General features: G+C 68.4%; 16 protein-coding genes and 1 pseudogene. 10 read left to right on the forward strand and 7 right to left on the reverse strand.

The window, feature by feature from the left end; all coding sequences use genetic code 11:
- The first annotated feature begins 154 nt into the window (after positions 1-154).
- From AC1DSO_RS18280 to AC1DSO_RS18305, 6 genes are all read left to right on the forward strand, one after another.
- Complete coding sequence (locus AC1DSO_RS18280) at positions 155-1,024, forward strand: polysaccharide deacetylase family protein (protein WP_477070197.1); 870 nt, start codon at positions 155-157, stop codon at positions 1,022-1,024.
- A 6-nt stretch (positions 1,025-1,030) separates the two neighbouring features.
- The gene (locus tag AC1DSO_RS18285) at positions 1,031-1,180 is read left to right on the forward strand and encodes a hypothetical protein (protein ID WP_477070198.1); all 150 of its coding nucleotides are present in this window, start codon (positions 1,031-1,033) and stop codon (positions 1,178-1,180) included.
- A gap of 33 nt (positions 1,181-1,213) precedes the next feature.
- The gene (locus AC1DSO_RS18290; RefSeq protein ID WP_477070184.1) at positions 1,214-3,463 is read left to right on the forward strand and encodes a S9 family peptidase; all 2,250 of its coding nucleotides are present in this window, start codon (positions 1,214-1,216) and stop codon (positions 3,461-3,463) included.
- Positions 3,464-3,587: 124 nt separating this feature from the next.
- Positions 3,588-3,797: a hypothetical protein gene (locus AC1DSO_RS18295; protein ID WP_477070185.1), complete on the forward strand. Its 210-nt coding sequence runs from the start codon at positions 3,588-3,590 to the stop codon at positions 3,795-3,797.
- Positions 3,798-4,060: 263 nt separating this feature from the next.
- On the forward strand, positions 4,061-4,849 hold the full coding sequence (locus AC1DSO_RS18300; RefSeq protein ID WP_477070186.1) for a thioesterase family protein: 789 nt from the start codon (positions 4,061-4,063) through the stop codon (positions 4,847-4,849).
- Positions 4,850-5,116: 267 nt separating this feature from the next.
- A complete protein-coding gene (locus tag AC1DSO_RS18305) occupies positions 5,117-6,625 on the forward strand; it encodes an amidase (RefSeq protein WP_477070187.1) in 1,509 nt (502 codons plus the stop codon).
- 130 nt (positions 6,626-6,755) lie between these two features.
- Here the strand turns inward: AC1DSO_RS18305 and AC1DSO_RS18310 are convergent, their stop codons facing one another.
- The 6 genes from AC1DSO_RS18310 to AC1DSO_RS18335 form a co-directional block, all read right to left on the reverse strand.
- Positions 6,756-6,923, reverse strand: coding sequence for a hypothetical protein (locus AC1DSO_RS18310; protein ID WP_477070188.1), 168 nt, complete (start codon positions 6,921-6,923; stop codon positions 6,756-6,758).
- Positions 6,917-7,441, reverse strand: a complete 525-nt coding sequence (locus AC1DSO_RS18315) for a hypothetical protein (RefSeq protein WP_477070189.1) — start codon at positions 7,439-7,441, stop codon at positions 6,917-6,919. Before AC1DSO_RS18315 ends, AC1DSO_RS18310 begins: the two co-directional genes overlap by 7 nt.
- On the reverse strand, positions 7,438-8,877 hold the full coding sequence (locus tag AC1DSO_RS18320) for a right-handed parallel beta-helix repeat-containing protein (RefSeq protein ID WP_477070190.1): 1,440 nt from the start codon (positions 8,875-8,877) through the stop codon (positions 7,438-7,440). Before AC1DSO_RS18320 ends, AC1DSO_RS18315 begins: the two co-directional genes overlap by 4 nt.
- Positions 8,878-10,380: a tetratricopeptide repeat protein gene (locus tag AC1DSO_RS18325; RefSeq protein ID WP_477070191.1), complete on the reverse strand. Its 1,503-nt coding sequence runs from the start codon at positions 10,378-10,380 to the stop codon at positions 8,878-8,880. It abuts the gene before it with no gap.
- 260 nt (positions 10,381-10,640) lie between these two features.
- Positions 10,641-11,864 carry an acyl-CoA dehydrogenase family protein gene (locus AC1DSO_RS18330; RefSeq protein WP_477070192.1) on the reverse strand — a complete coding sequence of 408 codons (1,224 nt, stop codon included), beginning with the start codon at positions 11,862-11,864 and terminating at the stop codon, positions 10,641-10,643.
- Positions 11,865-12,007: 143 nt separating this feature from the next.
- Positions 12,008-13,123 (reverse strand): acyl-CoA dehydrogenase family protein, encoded by a 1,116-nt coding sequence (locus AC1DSO_RS18335; RefSeq protein WP_477070199.1) that lies wholly within the window; start codon positions 13,121-13,123, stop codon positions 12,008-12,010.
- Between the two features lie 143 nt (positions 13,124-13,266).
- Here AC1DSO_RS18335 and AC1DSO_RS18340 point away from each other — a divergent pair, with 143 nt between their 5' ends.
- The gene (locus AC1DSO_RS18340; RefSeq protein WP_477070193.1) at positions 13,267-13,818 is read left to right on the forward strand and encodes a hypothetical protein; all 552 of its coding nucleotides are present in this window, start codon (positions 13,267-13,269) and stop codon (positions 13,816-13,818) included.
- Between the two features lie 140 nt (positions 13,819-13,958).
- On the forward strand, positions 13,959-14,372 hold the full coding sequence (locus AC1DSO_RS18345; protein ID WP_477070194.1) for a GFA family protein: 414 nt from the start codon (positions 13,959-13,961) through the stop codon (positions 14,370-14,372).
- A gap of 57 nt (positions 14,373-14,429) precedes the next feature.
- Here AC1DSO_RS18345 and AC1DSO_RS18350 read toward each other — a convergent pair whose 3' ends face one another.
- On the reverse strand, positions 14,430-15,323 hold the full coding sequence (locus AC1DSO_RS18350) for a lysostaphin resistance A-like protein (RefSeq protein ID WP_477070195.1): 894 nt from the start codon (positions 15,321-15,323) through the stop codon (positions 14,430-14,432).
- 97 nt (positions 15,324-15,420) lie between these two features.
- Here AC1DSO_RS18350 and pepN point away from each other — a divergent pair, with 97 nt between their 5' ends.
- Complete coding sequence (gene pepN / locus AC1DSO_RS18355; protein ID WP_477070196.1) at positions 15,421-18,012, forward strand: aminopeptidase N; 2,592 nt, start codon at positions 15,421-15,423, stop codon at positions 18,010-18,012.
- Between the two features lie 168 nt (positions 18,013-18,180).
- A pseudogene (locus AC1DSO_RS18360) lies at positions 18,181-18,465 on the forward strand (cell cycle histidine kinase PleC); the annotation flags it as partial.

The raw sequence follows: 18,465 nt of genomic DNA on the forward strand, positions 1-18,465 counted from the left end.
CCCCGGCGAACGCCGGGGTCCAGATCCATCCGGAGAGTCAGCCGTGTTCGCGCCCAAGACCGTAGCCAAGACCACCGATGCTCAGAGTTCGATCTGGGCCCCGGCGTTCGCCGGGGAGATCGGGAAGTGGGTGGGCGTTGCATGTGTGGCTTTGATGGCCTCCTCGGCTCAAGCCAAGGAAAAGCCCGTCATCGCCATGACTTGGGACGACCTGCCCGCCCACAGCGCCCTGCCGCCCGGCGTGACGCGGGTCCAGGTCGCCGCCGACCTGTTGAGGGCCTTCGCCGATGTGAAGGCCGAAGGCTTTGGCTTCATCAACGGCGTCCATACCGAGCGCGAGCCAGACTCGACCCCGGTGCTGACGCTGTGGCGCGAGGCCGGACAGCCGTTGGGCAACCACACCTGGTCGCACCCGAACATCGCCGACCTGACGCCCGAGCAGTTCGAGGCCGAGATCGCCCAGAACGAGCCGATGCTGAAGGATCTGATGGGCGCCAAGGACTGGCGCTGGCTGCGCTATCCGTTCCTGTCGGAAGGCGACACGCCCGAAAAGCGCCTGGCCGTCCGGAGCTGGCTGGCCGCCAACCACTACAGGATCGCCAGCGTCACCATGAGCTTTGGCGACTACGCCTTCAACGAGCCCTATGCCCGTTGCGTGGCCAAGGGCGATCAGGCCGCGATCGCCGACCTGGAGACCCGCTTCCTGGACGGCGCGGCGGCGGTCGCCGACCGCTCACGGGCGATGTCCAAGGCGCTGTACGGCAAGGACATCCCCTATGTCCTACTGATGCACGGCGGCGCCTTCGACGCCCGCATGGCCCCGCGCCTGCTCAAGCTCTACCAGGACAAGGGCTTCGGCTTCACGACCCTGGCCAAGGCCGAGAAGCACCCGTTCTACAAGACGGATGTGGATCCCAGCCTGCCGCCCGAGCCGACCACGCTGGAGAACGCGATGCGGGCCAAGGGGTTGGCGGTTCCGGCGTTTCCGGTGGATCTGAAGGCGCTTGAGGGCATCTGCCGTTAAGCAAAAATAGCGTGTCATCCCGGCCGCAGCGAAGCGGAGAGCCGGGACCCAGGGGCCACCGCAGTGCGCCGACCCCTGGGTCCCGGACAGCCTCTGCGAGGCTTCCGGGATGACACGGATTTTTGCATTTCAGAGGCGCAACAACTTCCCTGCTGACAACGGCGACGCTCCCGCATAGCGTCCCGCGCCATGATCAAGCCCTCGCTCACGGCGCTCGCGGCCGTCCTCGCCCTCTCCTCGCCCGCCCAATCTTTAGCGAAAAATGGGGCGGAAAAACTCACCCCCGAACGTATCTTCGCCGATCCGGGCCTGTCGGGGCCCACCGCCAAGGGCGTGGCGCTGTCGCCGGACGGCAAGCGGGTGACCTATCTGAAGGCCAAGCCGGAAGCCGCCAACATCCAGGACCTGTGGGCCGCCGACGTCAAGGGCGGCGAGCCCTACCGCCTGATCGACTCAGCCGCCCTGTCGTCAGGCGCCAAGGAACTGTCCGAGGCCGAGAAGGCCCGCCGCGAACGGGCCCGCGTCTCGGCCCGCGGCATCGTCGAATACAGCTGGGATCGCCAGGGCCGCTTCATCCTGGTGCCGCTGGACGGCGACCTCTATCTGGACAGCGTCGCCGACGGCAAGGTCACCCGCCTGACCCAGACGGGCGGCGACGAGGTCGACGCCAAGGTCTCTCCCAAGGGCGGCTTCGTCAGCTACGTCCGCGACCAGAACCTCTACATCAAACCCCTGAAAAATGATGGGGGCGCTGGCGGCGACGAGGCGGCCCTGACCACCGACGGCAAGGACGCCCTGTCGTTCGGCGTCGCCGAGTTCATCGCCCAGGAAGAGCTGGACCGCTTCACCGGCTACTGGTGGAGCCCGGACGAGGCCCGCATCGTCTATACCCGCGTCGACGAGAGCGGCGTCGACGTCGTGCCCCGCGCCGACATCGGCCCCGGCGGCGCCACCGTGGTCAGCCAGCGCTATCCGCGCGCCGGCCGCCCCAACGCCGTGGTCGACCTGTTCGTCCGCGACCTGGCCAGCGGCAAGGTCACGGCCTTGGATCTCGGGACGAATAAGGACATCTATGTCGCCCGCGTCGACTGGTCGGCCGACGGCAAGACCGTCTATGTCCAGCGCCTGTCGCGCGACCAGAAGACCCTGGACCTGCTGGCCTTCGACGCCGCCACGGGCGCCGGCAAGACCATCCTGACCGACACCGATCCGCACTTCATCGAGGTCGGCGACGACTTCCGCCCGCTGAAGGACGGCACGTTCCTGTGGTCGTCGGAGAAGGACGGTAACAACCACCTCTACCGCCACGCCGCCGACGGCAAGCTGATCGCTCAGGTCACCAAGGGCGACTGGCCGGTGGCCGGGCTGGAAGGCGTCGACGAGGCTCGCAAGGTGGCGATCTTCGCCGCCTCGATGGACAGCCCGCTGGAGCGCCGCATCTACGAGGTCAGCTACGCCAAGCCCGGCAAGCCCAAGGCCCTGACCTCGGCCGGCGGCTGGTGGACGGCCAAGGTCGCCGAGACCGGCGGCGCCTTCGCCGGCACGTACAACGACCCCAAGACCCCGCCGCAGACGGCGCTGTACGCTCCCGACGGCAAGCGCGTGCGCTGGATCGAGGAGAACCGGCTGGCCGAGGGTCACCCCTACTGGCCCTACGCCTCGACCCTGCCGGTTCCGGAATACGGCACGCTGAAGGCGGTGGACGGCGAGGTCCTGCACTACGAGATCCTCAAGCCCCAGGGCTTCGACGCCAGCAAGAAGTATCCCGCCATCGTCTCGGTCTATGGCGGCCCGCATGCTCAGAAGGTCAACAGGACCTGGCAGAGCCCGTCGGAGCGCACCTATCTCGAGGCCGGCTACATCATCTTCAAGCTGGACAACCGCGGCAGCGGCAACCGCTCGGCTAAGTTCAAGCGCGCCCTGGACCGCAAGCTCGGCACGGTGGAGGTCGACGACCAGTTGCTGGGCGCCAAGTTCCTGGCCGGCCTGCCCTATGTCGATCCCGGGAAGCTGGGCGTGATGGGCTGGTCGTACGGCGGCTTCATGACCCTGATGCTGCTGACGGCCGACAACACCCCGTTCAAGGCCGGCGCGGCCGGCGCCCCGCCCACCGAGTGGAGCCTGTACGATACGGCCTATACCGAGCGCTACATGGGCAAGCCGGACGAGAACAAGGCCGGCTACGCCTATGCCGACATCAACACCCGGATCGGCAAGCTGGCGCCCGGCAGCCTTCTGCTGCTGCACGGCATGGCCGACGACAACGTGATCTTCGAGAACAGCACCCGGCTGATGTCGGCGCTGCAGAAGCAGGCGATCCCGTTCGAGACCATGCTGTATCCGGGCGAGCGCCACAGCGCGCCCGGCAGCAAGACCAAGGGCCTGCACGTGCTGAAGACCCATCTGGGCTTCTTCGACCGCAAGCTGAAGGGCGAATAAGGCCTCCCGATTGTTCGCGGCGCGCGCCTATCGGCGTCGCGTCGCGAAATTAACGACCTTATGTCGCAGATCGCTAAGGCCAAGCAGTGGTTATGCTCCCGGCATGGGTTGTGAGGACTACGCCGTGACGAAGACCACGCAAGAAGCCGTCGAATGGCTGATCGACACCGTCAGGGAAGCGCTCGAGGACGGCCGCGCCTCGGAGTCGGACCTCCAAGACTGGCTGCTGGCGGCGATCGCCCTGGAAGACATGGCGCTGGAAGACGAGATCGAAGCCCAAGAGATCCGGACGTTCTCGGCCCTGACCATGGGTCCGATGGACACGCTGCACTAGGTCGATCTCCGCCTGGGTGGGGGTGCTAAACCCCTCTCTCATAGAGAGAGGGTGGGGCCCGCGCCGCAGGCGTGGGAGGGTGAGAGGTTAGGCGAAGCCGGTCGGGCGTTTCGCGCATCTCGCTGAGTTTTCAGGATTCTATCGGTCGAGGGTGTATCCTCTCACCCTCCCATGCTGCGCATGGGCCCCTCCCTCTCTCCATGAGAGAGGGGATGTGAGCTACGGCTTGACTTCCGTAGCGAAAGAAAACGAACCTCGCTCTCATGAGCACCTATACCGACCTCCTCGCCGCTCTCCACGCCACCGACACCGGCTTCTCGGCCACCGTCACCGACGACTGGAAGCAGGGCCGCACCACCTATGGCGGCCTGTCCGCCGCCCTGTGTGTCGAGGCGGCCCAGCGCGCCTTCCCCGAAGCCCCACCCCTGCGCTCGGCCCAGTTCGCCTTCGTCGGGCCGGCGGCGGGTGAGCTGTCGATCGGCGTCAAGGCTCTGCGCCAGGGCAAGTCGACCCTGTTCGCGGCCGTCGATCTGGTCGGCGAACAGGGCGTGGCCACTCACGGGACCCTGACCTTCGGCGCAGCGCGAGAGTCGCACGTCGCCCATATCGACGTCCCCTTCCCCGCCGTCGCCCCGCCCGACCAGTGCGAGCCGTTCCACAAGGGCGACACCAGCGCCGCGCCCAGCTTCATCCGCCAGTTCGAGTTCCGCGTCGCCGGCGGCTCACGGCCGGGCGCGGGCGGGCCGCCGGAATACCTGCTGTGGATCCGCCACCGCGACCCGGCCGCCACCTCGCTGTCGGCCCTGATCGCCCTGGCCGACGCCCCGCCGCCGCCGGCCATGGCCCTGTTCACGCGCTTTGGCCCAATCTCGACCATGACCTGGTCGCTGGACGTTGTGGACTTGCCTGGCGAGGACGACGACGGCTGGCGCCTGTTGCGCAGCCGGGCCGAGACCATCGGCGACGGCTATTCGACCCAGGAGATGCACCTGTGGGACGCCCATGGCCGCCCGCTGATCCTGGCGCGGCAGAACGTGGCGGTCTTCGTCTGAGAGCTTCTTCAAATCCGATCTCCCCGGCGAAGGCCGGGGTCCAGATGGAAGAACTCTGGGGCGGGTTCTAAAGGCGCGACGTCCCTCCAATCAGCCCAAGCGCCATGAGATCTGGATCCCGGCTTTCGCCGGGAAGGTCGGAATGAGAAGCGGTTCGGGATTCCGGGCACGAACGTTCCGCGATCTCCTTGGCACGCGCCGATTTTTGACCTCTTGTTCTCCCCTGGGCCGCGCCAAGAGTCGCGGCCGCGTTCGGGGAAACGCTTCATGACCAAGATCGCCTGCCTGAAGCCCGCCCTTGGGGCTGGCGCGGCCGCCCTCGCCCTGCTGGCCGGGGCCGCGTCCGCCCAGACGTCGGAAGACACGACCAAGGGCTATCTGGCGGTCATCAAGGACAAGAACCCCATCTTGCACGCGGTGATCGTGACTAATCCTCACGCCCTGGCCGACGCCAGGGCCCTGGACGCCGAGCGCAAGGCCGGCAAGGTCCGCTCCCCGCTCCACGGCGTGCCGATCCTGCTGAAGGACAACATCGAGAGCGCTGACGACACGGCCACCACCGCCGGCTCGCTGGCGCTGAAGGACAATGTCACCAACCGCGACGCCCCGATCGTCAAACGCCTGACCGACGCCGGCCTGGTCATCCTGGGCAAGGCCAACCTGTCGGAATGGGCCAATATCCGCTCGCCCAAGTCGACCAGCGGCTGGAGCGCGATCGGCGGCACGGTGCGCAACCCCTACGTTCTGGACCGCAGCGCCTGCGGTTCGTCCAGCGGTTCGGGCGCGGCGGTGGCCGCGGGCTTGGCGCCCCTGGCCATCGGCACCGAGACCGACGGCTCGATCACTTGCCCAGCGGCGATCAATGGCCTGGTGGGTCTCAAGCCGACCGTGGGCCTGGTCTCGCGCACCCACATCGTGCCGATCAGCCATAGCCAGGACACCGCCGGCCCGATGACCACCACGGTCGAGGACGCGGCCAAGGTGCTGACCATCATCGCCGGCTCGGACCCCGCCGACGTCGCCACCAAGGACGCCGATGCTCACAAGACCGACTACGCCCGGGGCCTCTCGAAGGACGCGCTGAAGGGCGTGAAGCTGGCCGTGGCGCGGTTCTACACCGGCTATTCGCCCAAGACCGACGCGGTGTTCGAACAGGCCCTGAAGGAACTGCAGGCCCAGGGCGCGATCCTGGTCGACGTCAAGGACTTCGATGAAGGCCCGATCGGCAAGGCCGAGGGCGTGGTGCTCTATACCGAGCTGAAGGCCGACATGGCCGCCTATCTGGGCTCGACCGATCCGAAGAAGGTCCCGAGCCGCACGCTGGCCGACCTGATCGCCTTCAACAAGCAGGCCCCCAAGGAGTTCGAATGGTTCGGCCAGGAGAGCTTCGAGAAGGCCGAAAAGACCAAGGGCCTGAGCGATCCCGACTACCTGAAGGCCCTGGCGGATTCGAAGCGGATGGCCGGCCCCGAAGGCATCGACAAGATTCTCAAGGACACCGGCGCGGTGGCCATCATCGCCCCGACCACCGGTCCGGCCTGGACCATCGATCCGCTGAACGGCGACAACTACGGCGGCTCATCGACCACCCTGCCCGCCGTGGCCGGCTATCCGCACCTGACCGTGCCGATGGGCGACGTCACCGGCCTGCCGGTCGGCCTGTCGTTCATCGGCCCGGCCTGGAGCGAGAAGCTGCTGCTGAACCTGGGCTACGCCTACGAACAGGCGACGCATCACCGCAAGCCGCCGACGTTCCTGAAGACCGTGGCGCCGTAGGACGCCCCCTCCGGCCCTCCGGGCCACCTCCCCCGCTTCGCAGGGGAGGAGGAGGAAGATCATCCTCCCTCGTGAAACGGGGGAGGTGGCGCGCGGCGAAGCCGCGTGACGGAGGGGGCGTCCTGCGGCGCTAGGGGATCTTCGGCCGGATCACGTCGATCGGCGGCGGGGGCGGCGTCACCTTGTTCGGGTTCGGGGCCACCGGAGCCGACGGCCCATGGTACGGCGGATAGGGCCGCTCGCCGCAGGCCGCGAGGGCCAGGGCGACAAGAGCCAACGCCAGGGCCGGTCTCAGCATCGGCGGTCGGCCGCGCCCGGACCGAACAGGCCGACGCCGGAGCGGAAGCAGCGGTTGTCGAGGCGCGGGTCCCAGGTCTCGGTCCTGYCGTCGGCGCGGGTAAACTGGTAGCGCTCGCCGCGATCGTCCCGGCCGCTGAAGCTGATCTGGCCCGGACGGTCCGAGCTCACGCCGTACGACTCGCGCGTGATCCCGTCGACCGCGCAGGAGGCCACCAGTCCCGGACGGCTGAGGTCGCCGGTCAGGGCCGCGGCCGAGCCGGTCTGGGCGTTGTAGGCCGACACATCCGTGCCGCCGCCACGCCCGCCGCCCACGAACACCTGGGTGCCGGTGGTGCTGTCATAGGTCATGATGTCGGGCGCCTGGCCGGTCAGCGGCGCGCCGCAGACGCCGCCGCCACGCTTGGGGCCGTCGTGCCGGCCGGGGCCGCCCAGACGGTCCTGGGCCCAGGCCTGGGCTGTGGCGAGCGTCGAGACGGCGACGAGGACGGCTAGGCCGCCGCGAACTAGCTTGCTCATTTGGGGGCTCCCCCTTGTTGCAGCGGACCGCCGGCCAGGCCGGTGGCGGCGGCGTCGGACAGGTCGGCCGGAACGTTGGCCGCCATCGGCGCCGGGCCGATTGGGGCGGCGGGCCAATAGGTGTCGAAGTCCAGCCGAGCCCGGTCGCGCGGCGTGCGATACAGCTCCGGCGCCTCGAACCACGGGCGGCAGGTCAGCTCGCCGTCGAAGAAGCCGCTGACCAGGGCCTTGCAGCCGTCCTTGCGGGCGTAGATGCGGTTGTCGACCGCGCGAATCTGCCCGCCGGCGTCGGCGTAGATGCCCGAGCGCATGACGCCGACCACCTTGTTGTTGCTGGCGTAGGCGACGCCCGAGGCGACGTAGAGGCCGACATCGACCGCCTCCAGCTCGCCGTCGTTGAGGCGCAGATTGGCGTTCTCGACCGACACGGCCCAGTCGCTGTCGCGCACCACCGGCCGCAACAGCGTCGTCTCGTCGCCGCCGCCGATATAGACGCCGCGCGAGAAGCCATCGACGTACAGGCCGTCGATGGTCACCAGCTGCTGGCGGTTCATGCCGCTGATCACGAAGCCGGCCGAGTTGCGGGTCCGCGACGAGCCGGTCCAGTCGCCCAGGCGGACGATGCGGACGTCGCGCAGGCGGCTGTCGCCCGAGGTCTCGAAGGCGCCGCCGATCGCGGTGGCGGCGATCTCGACGTCCGAGGCCATGATCGTGCCGGTGGCCTTGACCACCGCCGAGCGGGTGCGGCCGATGAACACCGCGCCCGACAGCTCGATGCGGCTGTCGCCGATGTCGAAGGCCGAGGCGTCGCCGTCGTAGCGGACGCTGACGTCCTTCAGGGCGATCTCGGTGGCGCGACCGACGATGCACGAGGCCGAACCGCCGCGGCGGGACTCGATGCTCAGCCCTTCCAGCACCACGTACTGCACGCCCGGGGCGATCTTGATACAGGGCTGGTCGGCCGGCGCCACCAGGATCGGCCGGCCGGGGCTGGCCTGATAGCCGCGAGCCACGATCGTCACCGACTGGGTGATGTTCAGCGACTCGACGCAGGCCCCGCCATTGGGCGAGGTCAGGGTGATGGTGTCGCCGTCATAGAGACGCGCCAGGGTGTCGGAGACCTGGCCCGGATAGGCGTAGTCGCAGTTGATCTCGCGCTGCACGTAGCGGCCGCCGCCCGGACCATAGCCGCCACCGCCGTTGCCGATGACGCAGCGCCCGCGCGAGCGGTAATAGCCCCGCGCGCAGGGCTTGGGCTTGGCGTAGCGGACCTTACAGCCGTGCGAGAGGTTCGGCTGGATCAGCAGGCCGAAGCAGGGACGGATCTGCTGGTCGATCTTGGCGTCGGGCGAGGCGGCGGCGAGTTCCGGCGCGGCGACCGCGAAGCCGAAGACCAACGCGGCCCAAAGCGCCATCAGGCGGCTGAGGCGGCGCATCTAAAAGTCCCTTTCGCTGTACGGACGTCCGCGGTCGGCGACCTGCCGGGGCGGACGCGAGACCTGGGCCAGCAGTTGCTGCAGCCGCATGGCCGACGGCTTGAAGCCCGCCAGGGCTCCGTCGAGCTGGTAGACCACCGCCTTGGCGCGGTCCTGGTCGGCCACGCCCTGGAGGCCCAGGGAGAAGAAGGTCGACATGGCGTACTTGGCCTCGGCCGAGCCTTGGCGTTCGGCCTCTTCGTACCAGTGATAGGCCCGGGCGTAGTCGCGCGGCACGCCGACGCCCTCGGAATACATGACCGCCAGCACCAGCTGGGCCTTGGACGAGCCGTTGACCGCCGCGTACTGGATCGCCCGCACCTTCTCGATCGGGGCCAGGCGCCCGGTCGTGGGACGGCCGATCATGCTCTGCAGGGTCTGGGCGTCGTTGAGGCTGAGCAGCTTCTCGTCGAGCATCGGCGTCGGGATGACGCGCAGATAGGTCAGCGCCTCGGCGACGTGCACGAACGGCAGCTCGTTGATGCGCGACAGCGCCGCCTCGCGCTGCTCGCCCGACAGGTCCGACTCGTCGGAGTGCGGCACGCCCGAGTCCGGCGATTCCGGCGGATAGAACTCGTAGGTCGGGATCCAGCGCTTGGCCTWGGTCTCGACGAACGAACCGTACGAAGCCCGCTGCGGCGAGCTGCGCTCGAAGTCCTTGAGCATGACATAGGCCGAGACGTCGCCGGTCTGCACCGCCAGGTAGTTGTAGAGATAGGCGTCGACGTCGTTGCGACGGAACAGGTCCAAGGCCGCCGGCGCGCCGGGCTGACTGGGCTTGCCGTAAGCCTCGATGGACTGAAGATTGTCGGACGGCTCGCCATACGGGCCGAAATAGCCGTCGTGGATGCGCGCCAGGGTCCGGAAGCCGTCCGCGCCCTGGGCCGAAAGGATGTAGATCACGCGGTTGCGGACCTTCTCGCGCTCCTCGGTCGACATCCGCGACAGCAGGCGGTCCAGCGCGCCATAGGCGCTGCGCCGTTCGAAAGCGCGGCAGTCGTCGAAGCGCGACACCGCCCGCGAGTCCTTGCCTCGGCGTTCATAGGCCGCGATCGGCGCGTAGCCGCCGGAATTGGCCAGGGCCATGGCGTACCAGACGCCCGCCTCGACCGGATCCTCAAGGTTCTTGTCGACGGCGCGCTGGCCTTCGTAGCGACGCGCCAGCTCCAGCTGGGCGAAGAAATCGCCGCGGAAGCCGCCCTGGCGCAGGGCGCGAATCTCTTGCTGCTGCTGATTGAACTGGCCCGACACGCCTTGGGCCGCCTGCGGCCGCGGGCAGGCGCTGGCCCGCTTGTGGAACCAGAAGCTGGGGCCGGTGTCACAACCGACGAGGGGAATCACCACGGCCGCCACGAGCGCCCCAACGGGGGCGCGGCGCAGCAGCGCGGCGCGGCCGGCATACGCCCGCACAGCCGCTTCACGCAGCATCCTAAGGCGCGCAAATGCGTCGCCGGCCTCGCGCATGAATCCCCCTTCAGCCGCCGCCGTTAACCATATAACCCCGGTCTGTCATGTGCCCCGGACGGGTCACTGTCAAGGTCGGCTCCCCCCATCCTGGGAGGAAGATTCGATCATCAAAGACGAGGTTCGCGCGGCACGGGAATTTGTCGAAAATCTTGAGGCTTAGGTACGTGCAAAGGATCGGAAACGCCCTGAAGGGACGTGAGCGATCCGACGGCCAAGCCCATTGGCCGTCGGATCCGAAGACGACGATTCGACAAAGTTCAGCGGCCTGTCGGCATGTCCTTGAACGGCACGTCCTTGTCGACCCGCACCTCGCCGGGCAGCCCCAGCACTCGCTCGGCGATGATGTTCTTGAGGATCTCGTCGGTGCCGCCGGCGATGCGCAGGCCCGGGGCCCACATCAGGCTCTGCTGGAACGCCGCCTCGGCCGGAGCCTGGTCGGGATCGACGAGGATGCCGTACTGGTCCTCCATCTCGACGGCGGTGTTGGCCAGGTCCTGCAGCTGGTTGGCCGAGATGATCTTGCCGATCGAGCTCTCCGGCCCCGGCGTCTGGCCGCGCGACAAGGCGGTCATGGTCCGGAAGCGGGTGAACTTCAGCCCCTCGGACTGGACGTACCAGTCGGCCAGTTTCTCGCGGAACGCCTGGTCCTTCAGCGCCGGGCCGGTGGGGCCTGACAACTGGCGGGCCAGCTTCATGATCTCGCGATAGTTCGGACCGGCCGAGCCGCCGACCGCCAGGCGCTCGTTCATCAGGGTGACCAGGGCGACATGCCACCCCTGTCCCACCTCGCCCAGGCGCTGGCTGTCCTTGACCCGCAGGTCGGTGAAATAGACCTCGTTGAACTCGCGGCCGCCCGACATCTGGTGGATCGGCCGGCATTCGACGGCGGCGTCCTTCATGTCGATCCAGAACATGGTCAGGCCCTTGTGCTTGGGCACGTCCGGGTCCGTCCGCGTGAGCAGGATGCCGTAGTCGCAATAGTGGGCGCCGGTGGTCCAGACCTTCTGGCCGTTGATCACCCAGTCATCACCATCGCGGACCGCGCGGGTGCGCAAGGCGGCGACGTCCGAGCCGCCGGCGGGTTCGGAGAACAGCTGGCACCAGATCTCCTCGCCCTTCACGGCGGGGGAGACGAAGCGCTGCTTGGTCTCGCCGTCGGCGAAGGCCATGACCGTGGGCACGCACATACCCAGGCCGATCGTGAAGTAGCCGTAGCCGAGGCCGGCCTTGGCCTCCTCCTGGCCGAAGATCACCGACTGGATCGGCGTGCCGCCGCCCCCGCCGATGGCCGCCGGCCAGGTGATGCAGGCGTAGCCGGCCGCGGCCTTGGTCGCCTGCCAGTCCTTGGCGGCGACCATGTGTTCGGGCGTGTTGGGCTTGAGGTCGCCGAACCGGGCGCGATGCGCGGCCGCGTTCTCGGCGAGCCAGGCGCGGGCCTTCTCGCGATAGGCGGCTTCCTCGGGGGAGTCGTTGAAATCCATCTCTGGTCTCCTTCCTTCTCCCCTTGCGGGAGAAGGTGTCGGCGAAGCCGACGGATGAGGGGTTGAAAGGCCGTACCGGACAGGTCTGCGAGACCCCTCACCCGGCCCTTCGGGCCACCCTCTCCCGCATGGGGAGAGGGAAACTAGGCGGCGTTCTTCTTTTCCAACTCCCCGACCAGCCGCTCCTTCCAGACCTTGGGCGCACCGGCCACCAGGCTGAGCTGTCGCGAGCGGCGGTAGTACAGGTGGCAGTCGACGTCCCAGGTGAAACCCATGCCGCCATGGACCTGGATGCTTTCCTTGCTGGCGAACCAGAAGGCCTCGGACGCGGCGATGCGCGCCGCCGAGGCCGCGATCGGCAGCTCCGGCGCGTCGTCGTTCAGGGCCCAGGCGCCGTGGTAGGCATTGGAGCGCGCGACCTCGTTCTTGACGTACATGTCGGCCAGCTTGTGCTTGATCGCCTGGTAGCCGGCGATCACCCGGCCGAACGCGTAGCGCCCCAGGGCGTAGTCCTTGGCCATTTCCAGGCAGCGATCGGCGCCGCCCAGCTGCTCGAAGGCCAGCAGTACGGCGGCGCGGTCCAGGATCGCCTGGACGAGGTCGAAGCCGGCCCCGGCCTCTCCCACCCGCTCGGCGGTCGCGCCGTCGAAGACGATCCTGGCCACGCCGCGCGTGGGGTCGAGGCTCTTCAGCGTCTCGCGCTTCACGCCCGCGCCCTTCAGGTCGACCAGGAACAGGCCCGGCCGGCCGCCCTCGCTGGCCAGCACCAGGGCGGTGCCGGCGACGTCACCGTCGGTGACCGGGATCTTGGTCCCCCAGAGCTTGCCGCCCTCGACCCGGCAGGTCAGGGTCGCGGGGCCGACGACGCCGGGGCCTTCCGACGTCGCCAGACAGCCGATCAGCTCGCCGGCGGCGATGCGCGGCAGGATGGCGGCCTTCTGGGCTTCGGAGCCGTGGGCCTGGACGCCCTCGGCCAGGAAATAGACGGTGGAGGCGAACGGGATCGGCGCGACGGCGCGGCCCAGCTCCTCGGCGATGGCGCAGAGTTCGACACGGCCCAGGCCCAGACCGCCGTGTTCCTCGGGAATGCAAGCCCCCAGCCAGCCCTGCTCGGCCACGCCCTTCCACAGCTTGTCGTCGAACGAGCGGTCCGGATCGTCGAGCACGCCCCGTACGACGCCGGCGTCGCAGTGGGCGGCGAGGAACTTGCGCGCCTCGTCCTTCAGGAACTTCTGGTCGTCCGAATAGTCGAAATCCACAGGATCCTCCCAGGACCAGCTCTGATGGCCGATCTCGCGCTCACCCTGAACCACGTTCACGCGCAGGGAAAGATTGACCCGGCGTCAAGGATTTCAGGTTCTTATGCGGCCTTTCGTGATTGTTCGGACGTTACCAGCAGGCCATGGCCAAGACCGTCTTCCAGAAGAACCAGCGGGTGTGGGTCGAGAGCGTCGGCTGCTGGGCGACCGTCGAGAAGATCGTGCCCGTCTGGGCCAAGGGCTTCGACGAGCCGGTGCGGGTCACCTACGACCTGGGCCTGGGCCGCGAGTTCCAGGCCCACGAGTTGAAGGCCGAGGACAAGACCGACCCGCAAGCCGCCGGCCTCGACGGCGATTGGCGCATACTGCGGGCCCGTAACAAGTGGCAGCAGGAAGGCGACTGCGCCCACCACCCCTATCCGGGCACCTATCCGGTCGTGGTGACCGATCCCAACGACTGGGGCGGCTGGCGCACGCCGGGCGCGGAGTACGACCGCGACCCCCACAGGATGGAATACCAGGCCCGGCTGATCGCCAGCGCCCCGCGCCTGCACGCCATCGCCCGCGAGGTCCTGACCCTGGTGGCCGACAGCCCCGAGGACGCCCCGCCGGTGCTGACGGCCCTTGCCCAGAAGATCGTGGCGATCGAGCGCTACCTGCAGGAGACGCCGGCGGCCGGGGCGCCCTCCGACTAGGACAGCCGATAAAAGGCTGCGTCCCTCGCGAGCTCATTCGCCCCGATCCTCCTTTCCGCCGGCGCGTCGCCGCCGCTTGAAAGTTCCGGTACCGTGCCGGCGCGCAGCGACCCCGCTGGGCGAGCGAAGGGACGATCAGGATGGGGAAAAAGCATACGGCGCGCTGCGCCTGCGACGCCGTCAAGTTCGAGTTCGACACCGATCCGGACTTCATCGCCATGTGCCACTGCCTGGATTGCAAGAAGGCGTCGGGCGGCGAGGCGGCGGTGTTCTTCGGTGTTCCCGCGGATGACTTCACCCTGACCAGCGGCGAGGTCAGGCCATTCCACTACATCGCCAACTCCGGCGGCCATCTCGACCGAAATGTCTGTGTCGTCTGCGGCGCGCGGTTGTTCACCAGCAATCTCGACACGTTTCCAGGAACGATCTTCGTCCAGCTTGGCAGCCTAGACGACAAGGGGGGCTTCGCCCCCAAGCTTGAGATGTTCACCAAGCGTCGCTTGGCCTGGGTGAAGCCGCTCGACCTACCCCAGTTCGAAGCCATGCCCGGATAGTCTCGTCGGCGCGTTCCGGGACCTCCCGGCGCGCGCCGACCTTAGCCTCGGATACCGTCAGGTCGCATCCGGCCGCGCCTTGAAGTTCCCCTTCTTCCAGGCCAGCCACAGCACGACGATCGCCACCAGCGTGCCCACCACCATCGCCGGCAGCGAGGCTTCAGGGCCGAACGCGCCGCCGCTGAGGAACTCGGGCGCGCCGAGCTTGGGCTTGCTGACCAGCCAGCTCTCGACCACCGGGATGCCCGAGACCGAAGCGCCCCAGACCCAGCCTTGCGTGAAGTTCCAGGCGGCGTGGACGCCGATCGACATCCACAGGCGCCCGGTCAGCATGTAGAAGCCGGCCAGCATCAGGCCCGCCTCGATGGCGATGGCGATGGCGGCGACCGGCGTGGCGTTGGGATTGGCCAGGTGCAGGGCGCCGAACAGCGCCGCTTGCGCGACCAGGGCCGGCCAGATGCCGAAGGCCCGCATTAGCAGACGCAGGATGATGGCGCGCATCAGCAGTTCCTCCATCACCCCGGACTCGACGGCCATGGCGATCGTGCCCCAGGCCGAGGCCGGACGCGGACCACTGATCTCGTAGACGCCCAGGGCGTAGAGTCCGCCCACGGCGACGCTCAGCATCGCGGCGCCGACCAGAAGGCCGATCGCCAGGTCCAGGGGAGCTTTCCGCAGGTTCAATTCCTCGGGCCAGCGCCCCTCGGCCAGCCAGACGACGCCGCCGTAGAGGGCCAGGCCCGCGCCGCAGATCGCCGCGACTTCCAGCACCTGCAGCAGGTGGCCGCCGCCCTTGAACAGCGGATTGCCCACCATCTGGGCCCCGGCATAGACCACGGTGAAGATGACGAAGAGCAGCACCATCCAGCCGGTCGCCCGCAGCCACCGCAGCGGCCCCGGATGCAGGAAGCGCCTGCGGCCGACTTCAAGTCCGGTCTGATCTTCGGTCATGGTCATGTCCCCCGTTCGAGGGCGAACTGGCCATTAATTCGGGCTTGGCCGTCAAGGTCCTCTCGCGGAGGTCGCCTCGCGGGACTAAGTAGGACGGATGCGCACCGACACTTCTCAACCCATCCGCCTGGCGGACTATCGCCCGTTCCCGTTCGCCATCGAGACCACCCGGCTGGTCTTCGACCTATATCCGTCGGCGACGCGGGTCAGGGCCGAGCTGTCGGTGCGGCGGACCGGCGCCAGGAGTGAGCCGCTGGTGCTGAACGGCGAGCGGCTGAAACTGATCTCGGTGGCGATCGACGGCCAAGCGCTCAGCGCCAACCAGTACGCCGTCGATCCCGAGCACCTGACGATCCACGAGACCCCCGACCAGTTCGTCCTGACCACCGAGGTCGAGATCGACCCGTCGTCGAACAAGGYGCTGATGGGCCTCTACATGTCGGGCGGCCGCTTCTGCACCCAGTGCGAGGCCGAGGGCTTCCGCMSCATCACCTACTTCCCCGACCGGCCCGACGTGCTGAGCCGCTACAGCGTGCGCATCGAAGCCGATCGCAAGTTTCCGCACCTGCTCAGCAACGGCAATCTGATCGACAGCGGCGCGCTCGAGGGCGACCGCTTCTTCGCCGAGTGGAGCGACCCCTTCCCCAAGCCCTGCTACCTGTTCGCCCTGGTGGCCGGCGACCTGGACGTCCTGACTGACAAGTTCGTCACCATGAGCGGCCGGGAAGTGGCGCTGAAGGTCTTCGTCGACCCGGGCCAGGCTTCGCGCGCCACCTACGCCCTCGACAGCCTGAAACGGGCGATGAAGTGGGACGAGGAGGCGTTCGGCCGCGAATACGACCTCGACCTGTTCATGATCGTGGCCGTGCGCGACTTCAACTTCGGGGCCATGGAGAACAAGGGGCTGAACATCTTCAACAGCTCCCTGCTGCTGGCTGACCCGCAGACCGCCACCGACATGGACTACGAGCGCATCGAGGCCGTGATCGCCCACGAGTACTTCCACAACTGGACCGGCAACCGCATCACCTGCCGCGACTGGTTCCAGCTGTGCCTGAAGGAAGGCYTCACGGTSTTCCGCGACCAGAGCTTCAGCGCCGACCAGCGCGGCGCGGCGGTGCAGCGGATCAAGGATGTCCGCGCCCTGCGCGCCCGGCAGTTCGCCGAGGACGCCGGGCCCCTGGCCCATCCGGTGCGGCCGTCCAGCTACATGAAGATCGACAACTTCTACACCGCGACCATCTACGAGAAGGGCTCGGAGATCATCCGCATGCTCAAGACCATCGTGGGCGCAGCGGCCTTCCGGAAGGGCAGCGACCTCTACTTCCAGCGCCACGACGGCCAGGCCACGACGGTCGAGGCCTTCATCGCCTGCTTCGCCGAGGCCTCGGGCCGCGACCTCTCGGACTTCTTCGGCTGGTATGAGCAGGCCGGCACGCCGTCGGTGACGATCGAGACGGCCTATGACGTGGCCGCCAGGGCCGTGACCCTGACCCTCACCCAGTCCACCGCCCCGACGCCCGGCCAGCCTACCAAGAAGCCTTTGCCGATCCCGGTCGCCATCGGCCTGCTGTCGGCCGAGGGCGAGGTCCTGCGCGACACCGAGGTCGTGCTGTTGGACCAGGAACGGCTGACCGTCCGCTGGGACGGCGTCGCCAGCGCCCCCATCCTGTCGGCTCTGCGCGGCTTCTCGGCGCCGGTGAACCTCTCGACCGACGCCCGGCCGTCGGACCGCTACGTGCTGTTCGCCTCGGATTCGGACCTCTTCAACCGCTGGGAAGCCGGCCAGACCCTGGCCCGAGACCTGATCCTGGCTCGCGCCGCCGGGACACCGGACGAGGTCGGCGAGGAACGCTATGCCGACGCCCTGGGCCAGGCTCTGGTCGACGACGCCGCCGAGCTGGCCTTCAAGGCGTTGTTGCTGGCCCTGCCGTCTGAACCGGACCTGGCCCTGATGTCCGAGCCCGCCGACCCGGCCGCCCTGCACGCGGCCCGCGACCACCTGCGCGCCCGCATCGCCGTCCACCTGGGCGACCTGCTGCGCCGCCTGCATGGCGAGGCCCAGAGCGACGGCGAGTTCTCGGCCAGCGCCGAAGCGGCCGGCCGCCGCGCGCTGCGCAACGCCTGCGCCGACGCCCTGTCGGCCGACCCGCACGCCGATAACATGATGCGCCTGGTGGGCCACTTCGAAGCCGCCCGCAACATGACCGACATGATCGGCGCCCTCTATCCGCTGGTCGCCATCGGCGGCGTGGCGCGCGAGAAGGCCTTGGCCAGCTTCCACTACGCCTGGCGTCTGGAACCCCTGGTGCTGGACAAGTGGTTCGCCGTCCAGGGGCGCGATCCGAATGAGGACGTGCTGGAGCGGGTGATCGCCCTGACAACCCACCCGGATTTCGAGCCGACCAATCCCAACCGCCTGCGCGCCCTGATCTCGACCTTCGCCAACTTCAATCAGGCGCGCTTCCACGACCCCAGCGGCGCGGGCTACCGCTTCCTGGCCGACCAGATCCTGATCGTCGACGCCTTCAATCCGATGACCGCCGCGCGCCTGGTCGAGCCCCTGGGGAACTGGCGGCGCTACAAGCCCGAACTGGGCAAGCTGATGCGCGAGCAGCTGGAGCGCGTCGCGGCCCACCCGGAATTGTCAAAGAATGTATCGGAGCTCGCCACTAAGGCGTTGGACTGACTAGGATTTCACGAGTCGGACCAAGGCGGGATTGCGACCAATAAGCCCACACGCCCGGAATCGGCCTCTTCGGCGGTGACGCCGTCCCGGCCGGTAAGTTAGATTCACCATCTTGGTGAAGTGACTCGCCATGATGATGATACGGAGCCGGGCGGTTTGGACAGGGGCATGGCGAGACACGGGGGGTCGGCRCACGCCGGACCGACCGCGCCCGCGGCCATGCGGGCCAAGACCGTTCAGGGCCCGTCCCAGGCGTTCGTCCGCGTCGCCATCCTGGCCGCGCTTCTGCTGCTGGCCGTCTACACCGCCTTCGGTGTCAAGCGGCTGCAGAACGAAGTCGCCGCCCAGCCCGGCGGGGCTCCGCTGTCGGCCAAGGCCGGGCTGATCGCCGGTCGGGTCGAGGTCAATCTCGCCGCCCAGCGCGCGGGCCTTTCGGCCGCCGCCGACCTGCTC

The sequence above is a fragment of the Caulobacter sp. P4_E5 genome (assembly GCF_056401555.1).

Bases quoted from the DNA above. Each gene is read 5' to 3' on its own strand.
- AC1DSO_RS18280 (WP_477070197.1), top strand. From the start codon at position 155: ATGGCCTCCTCGGCTCAAGCCAAGGAAAAGCCCGTCATCGCCATGACT.
- AC1DSO_RS18290 (WP_477070184.1), top strand. From the start codon at position 1,214: ATGATCAAGCCCTCGCTCACGGCGCTCGCGGCCGTCCTCGCCCTCTCC.
- AC1DSO_RS18300 (WP_477070186.1), top strand. From the start codon at position 4,061: ATGAGCACCTATACCGACCTCCTCGCCGCTCTCCACGCCACCGACACC.
- AC1DSO_RS18305 (WP_477070187.1), top strand. From the start codon at position 5,117: ATGACCAAGATCGCCTGCCTGAAGCCCGCCCTTGGGGCTGGCGCGGCC.
- AC1DSO_RS18310 (WP_477070188.1), bottom strand. From the start codon at position 6,923: ATGCTGAGACCGGCCCTGGCGTTGGCTCTTGTCGCCCTGGCCCTCGCG.
- AC1DSO_RS18320 (WP_477070190.1), bottom strand. From the start codon at position 8,877: ATGCGCCGCCTCAGCCGCCTGATGGCGCTTTGGGCCGCGTTGGTCTTC.
- AC1DSO_RS18330 (WP_477070192.1), bottom strand. From the start codon at position 11,864: ATGGATTTCAACGACTCCCCCGAGGAAGCCGCCTATCGCGAGAAGGCC.
- AC1DSO_RS18340 (WP_477070193.1), top strand. From the start codon at position 13,267: ATGGCCAAGACCGTCTTCCAGAAGAACCAGCGGGTGTGGGTCGAGAGC.
- AC1DSO_RS18345 (WP_477070194.1), top strand. From the start codon at position 13,959: ATGGGGAAAAAGCATACGGCGCGCTGCGCCTGCGACGCCGTCAAGTTC.
- AC1DSO_RS18350 (WP_477070195.1), bottom strand. From the start codon at position 15,323: ATGACCGAAGATCAGACCGGACTTGAAGTCGGCCGCAGGCGCTTCCTG.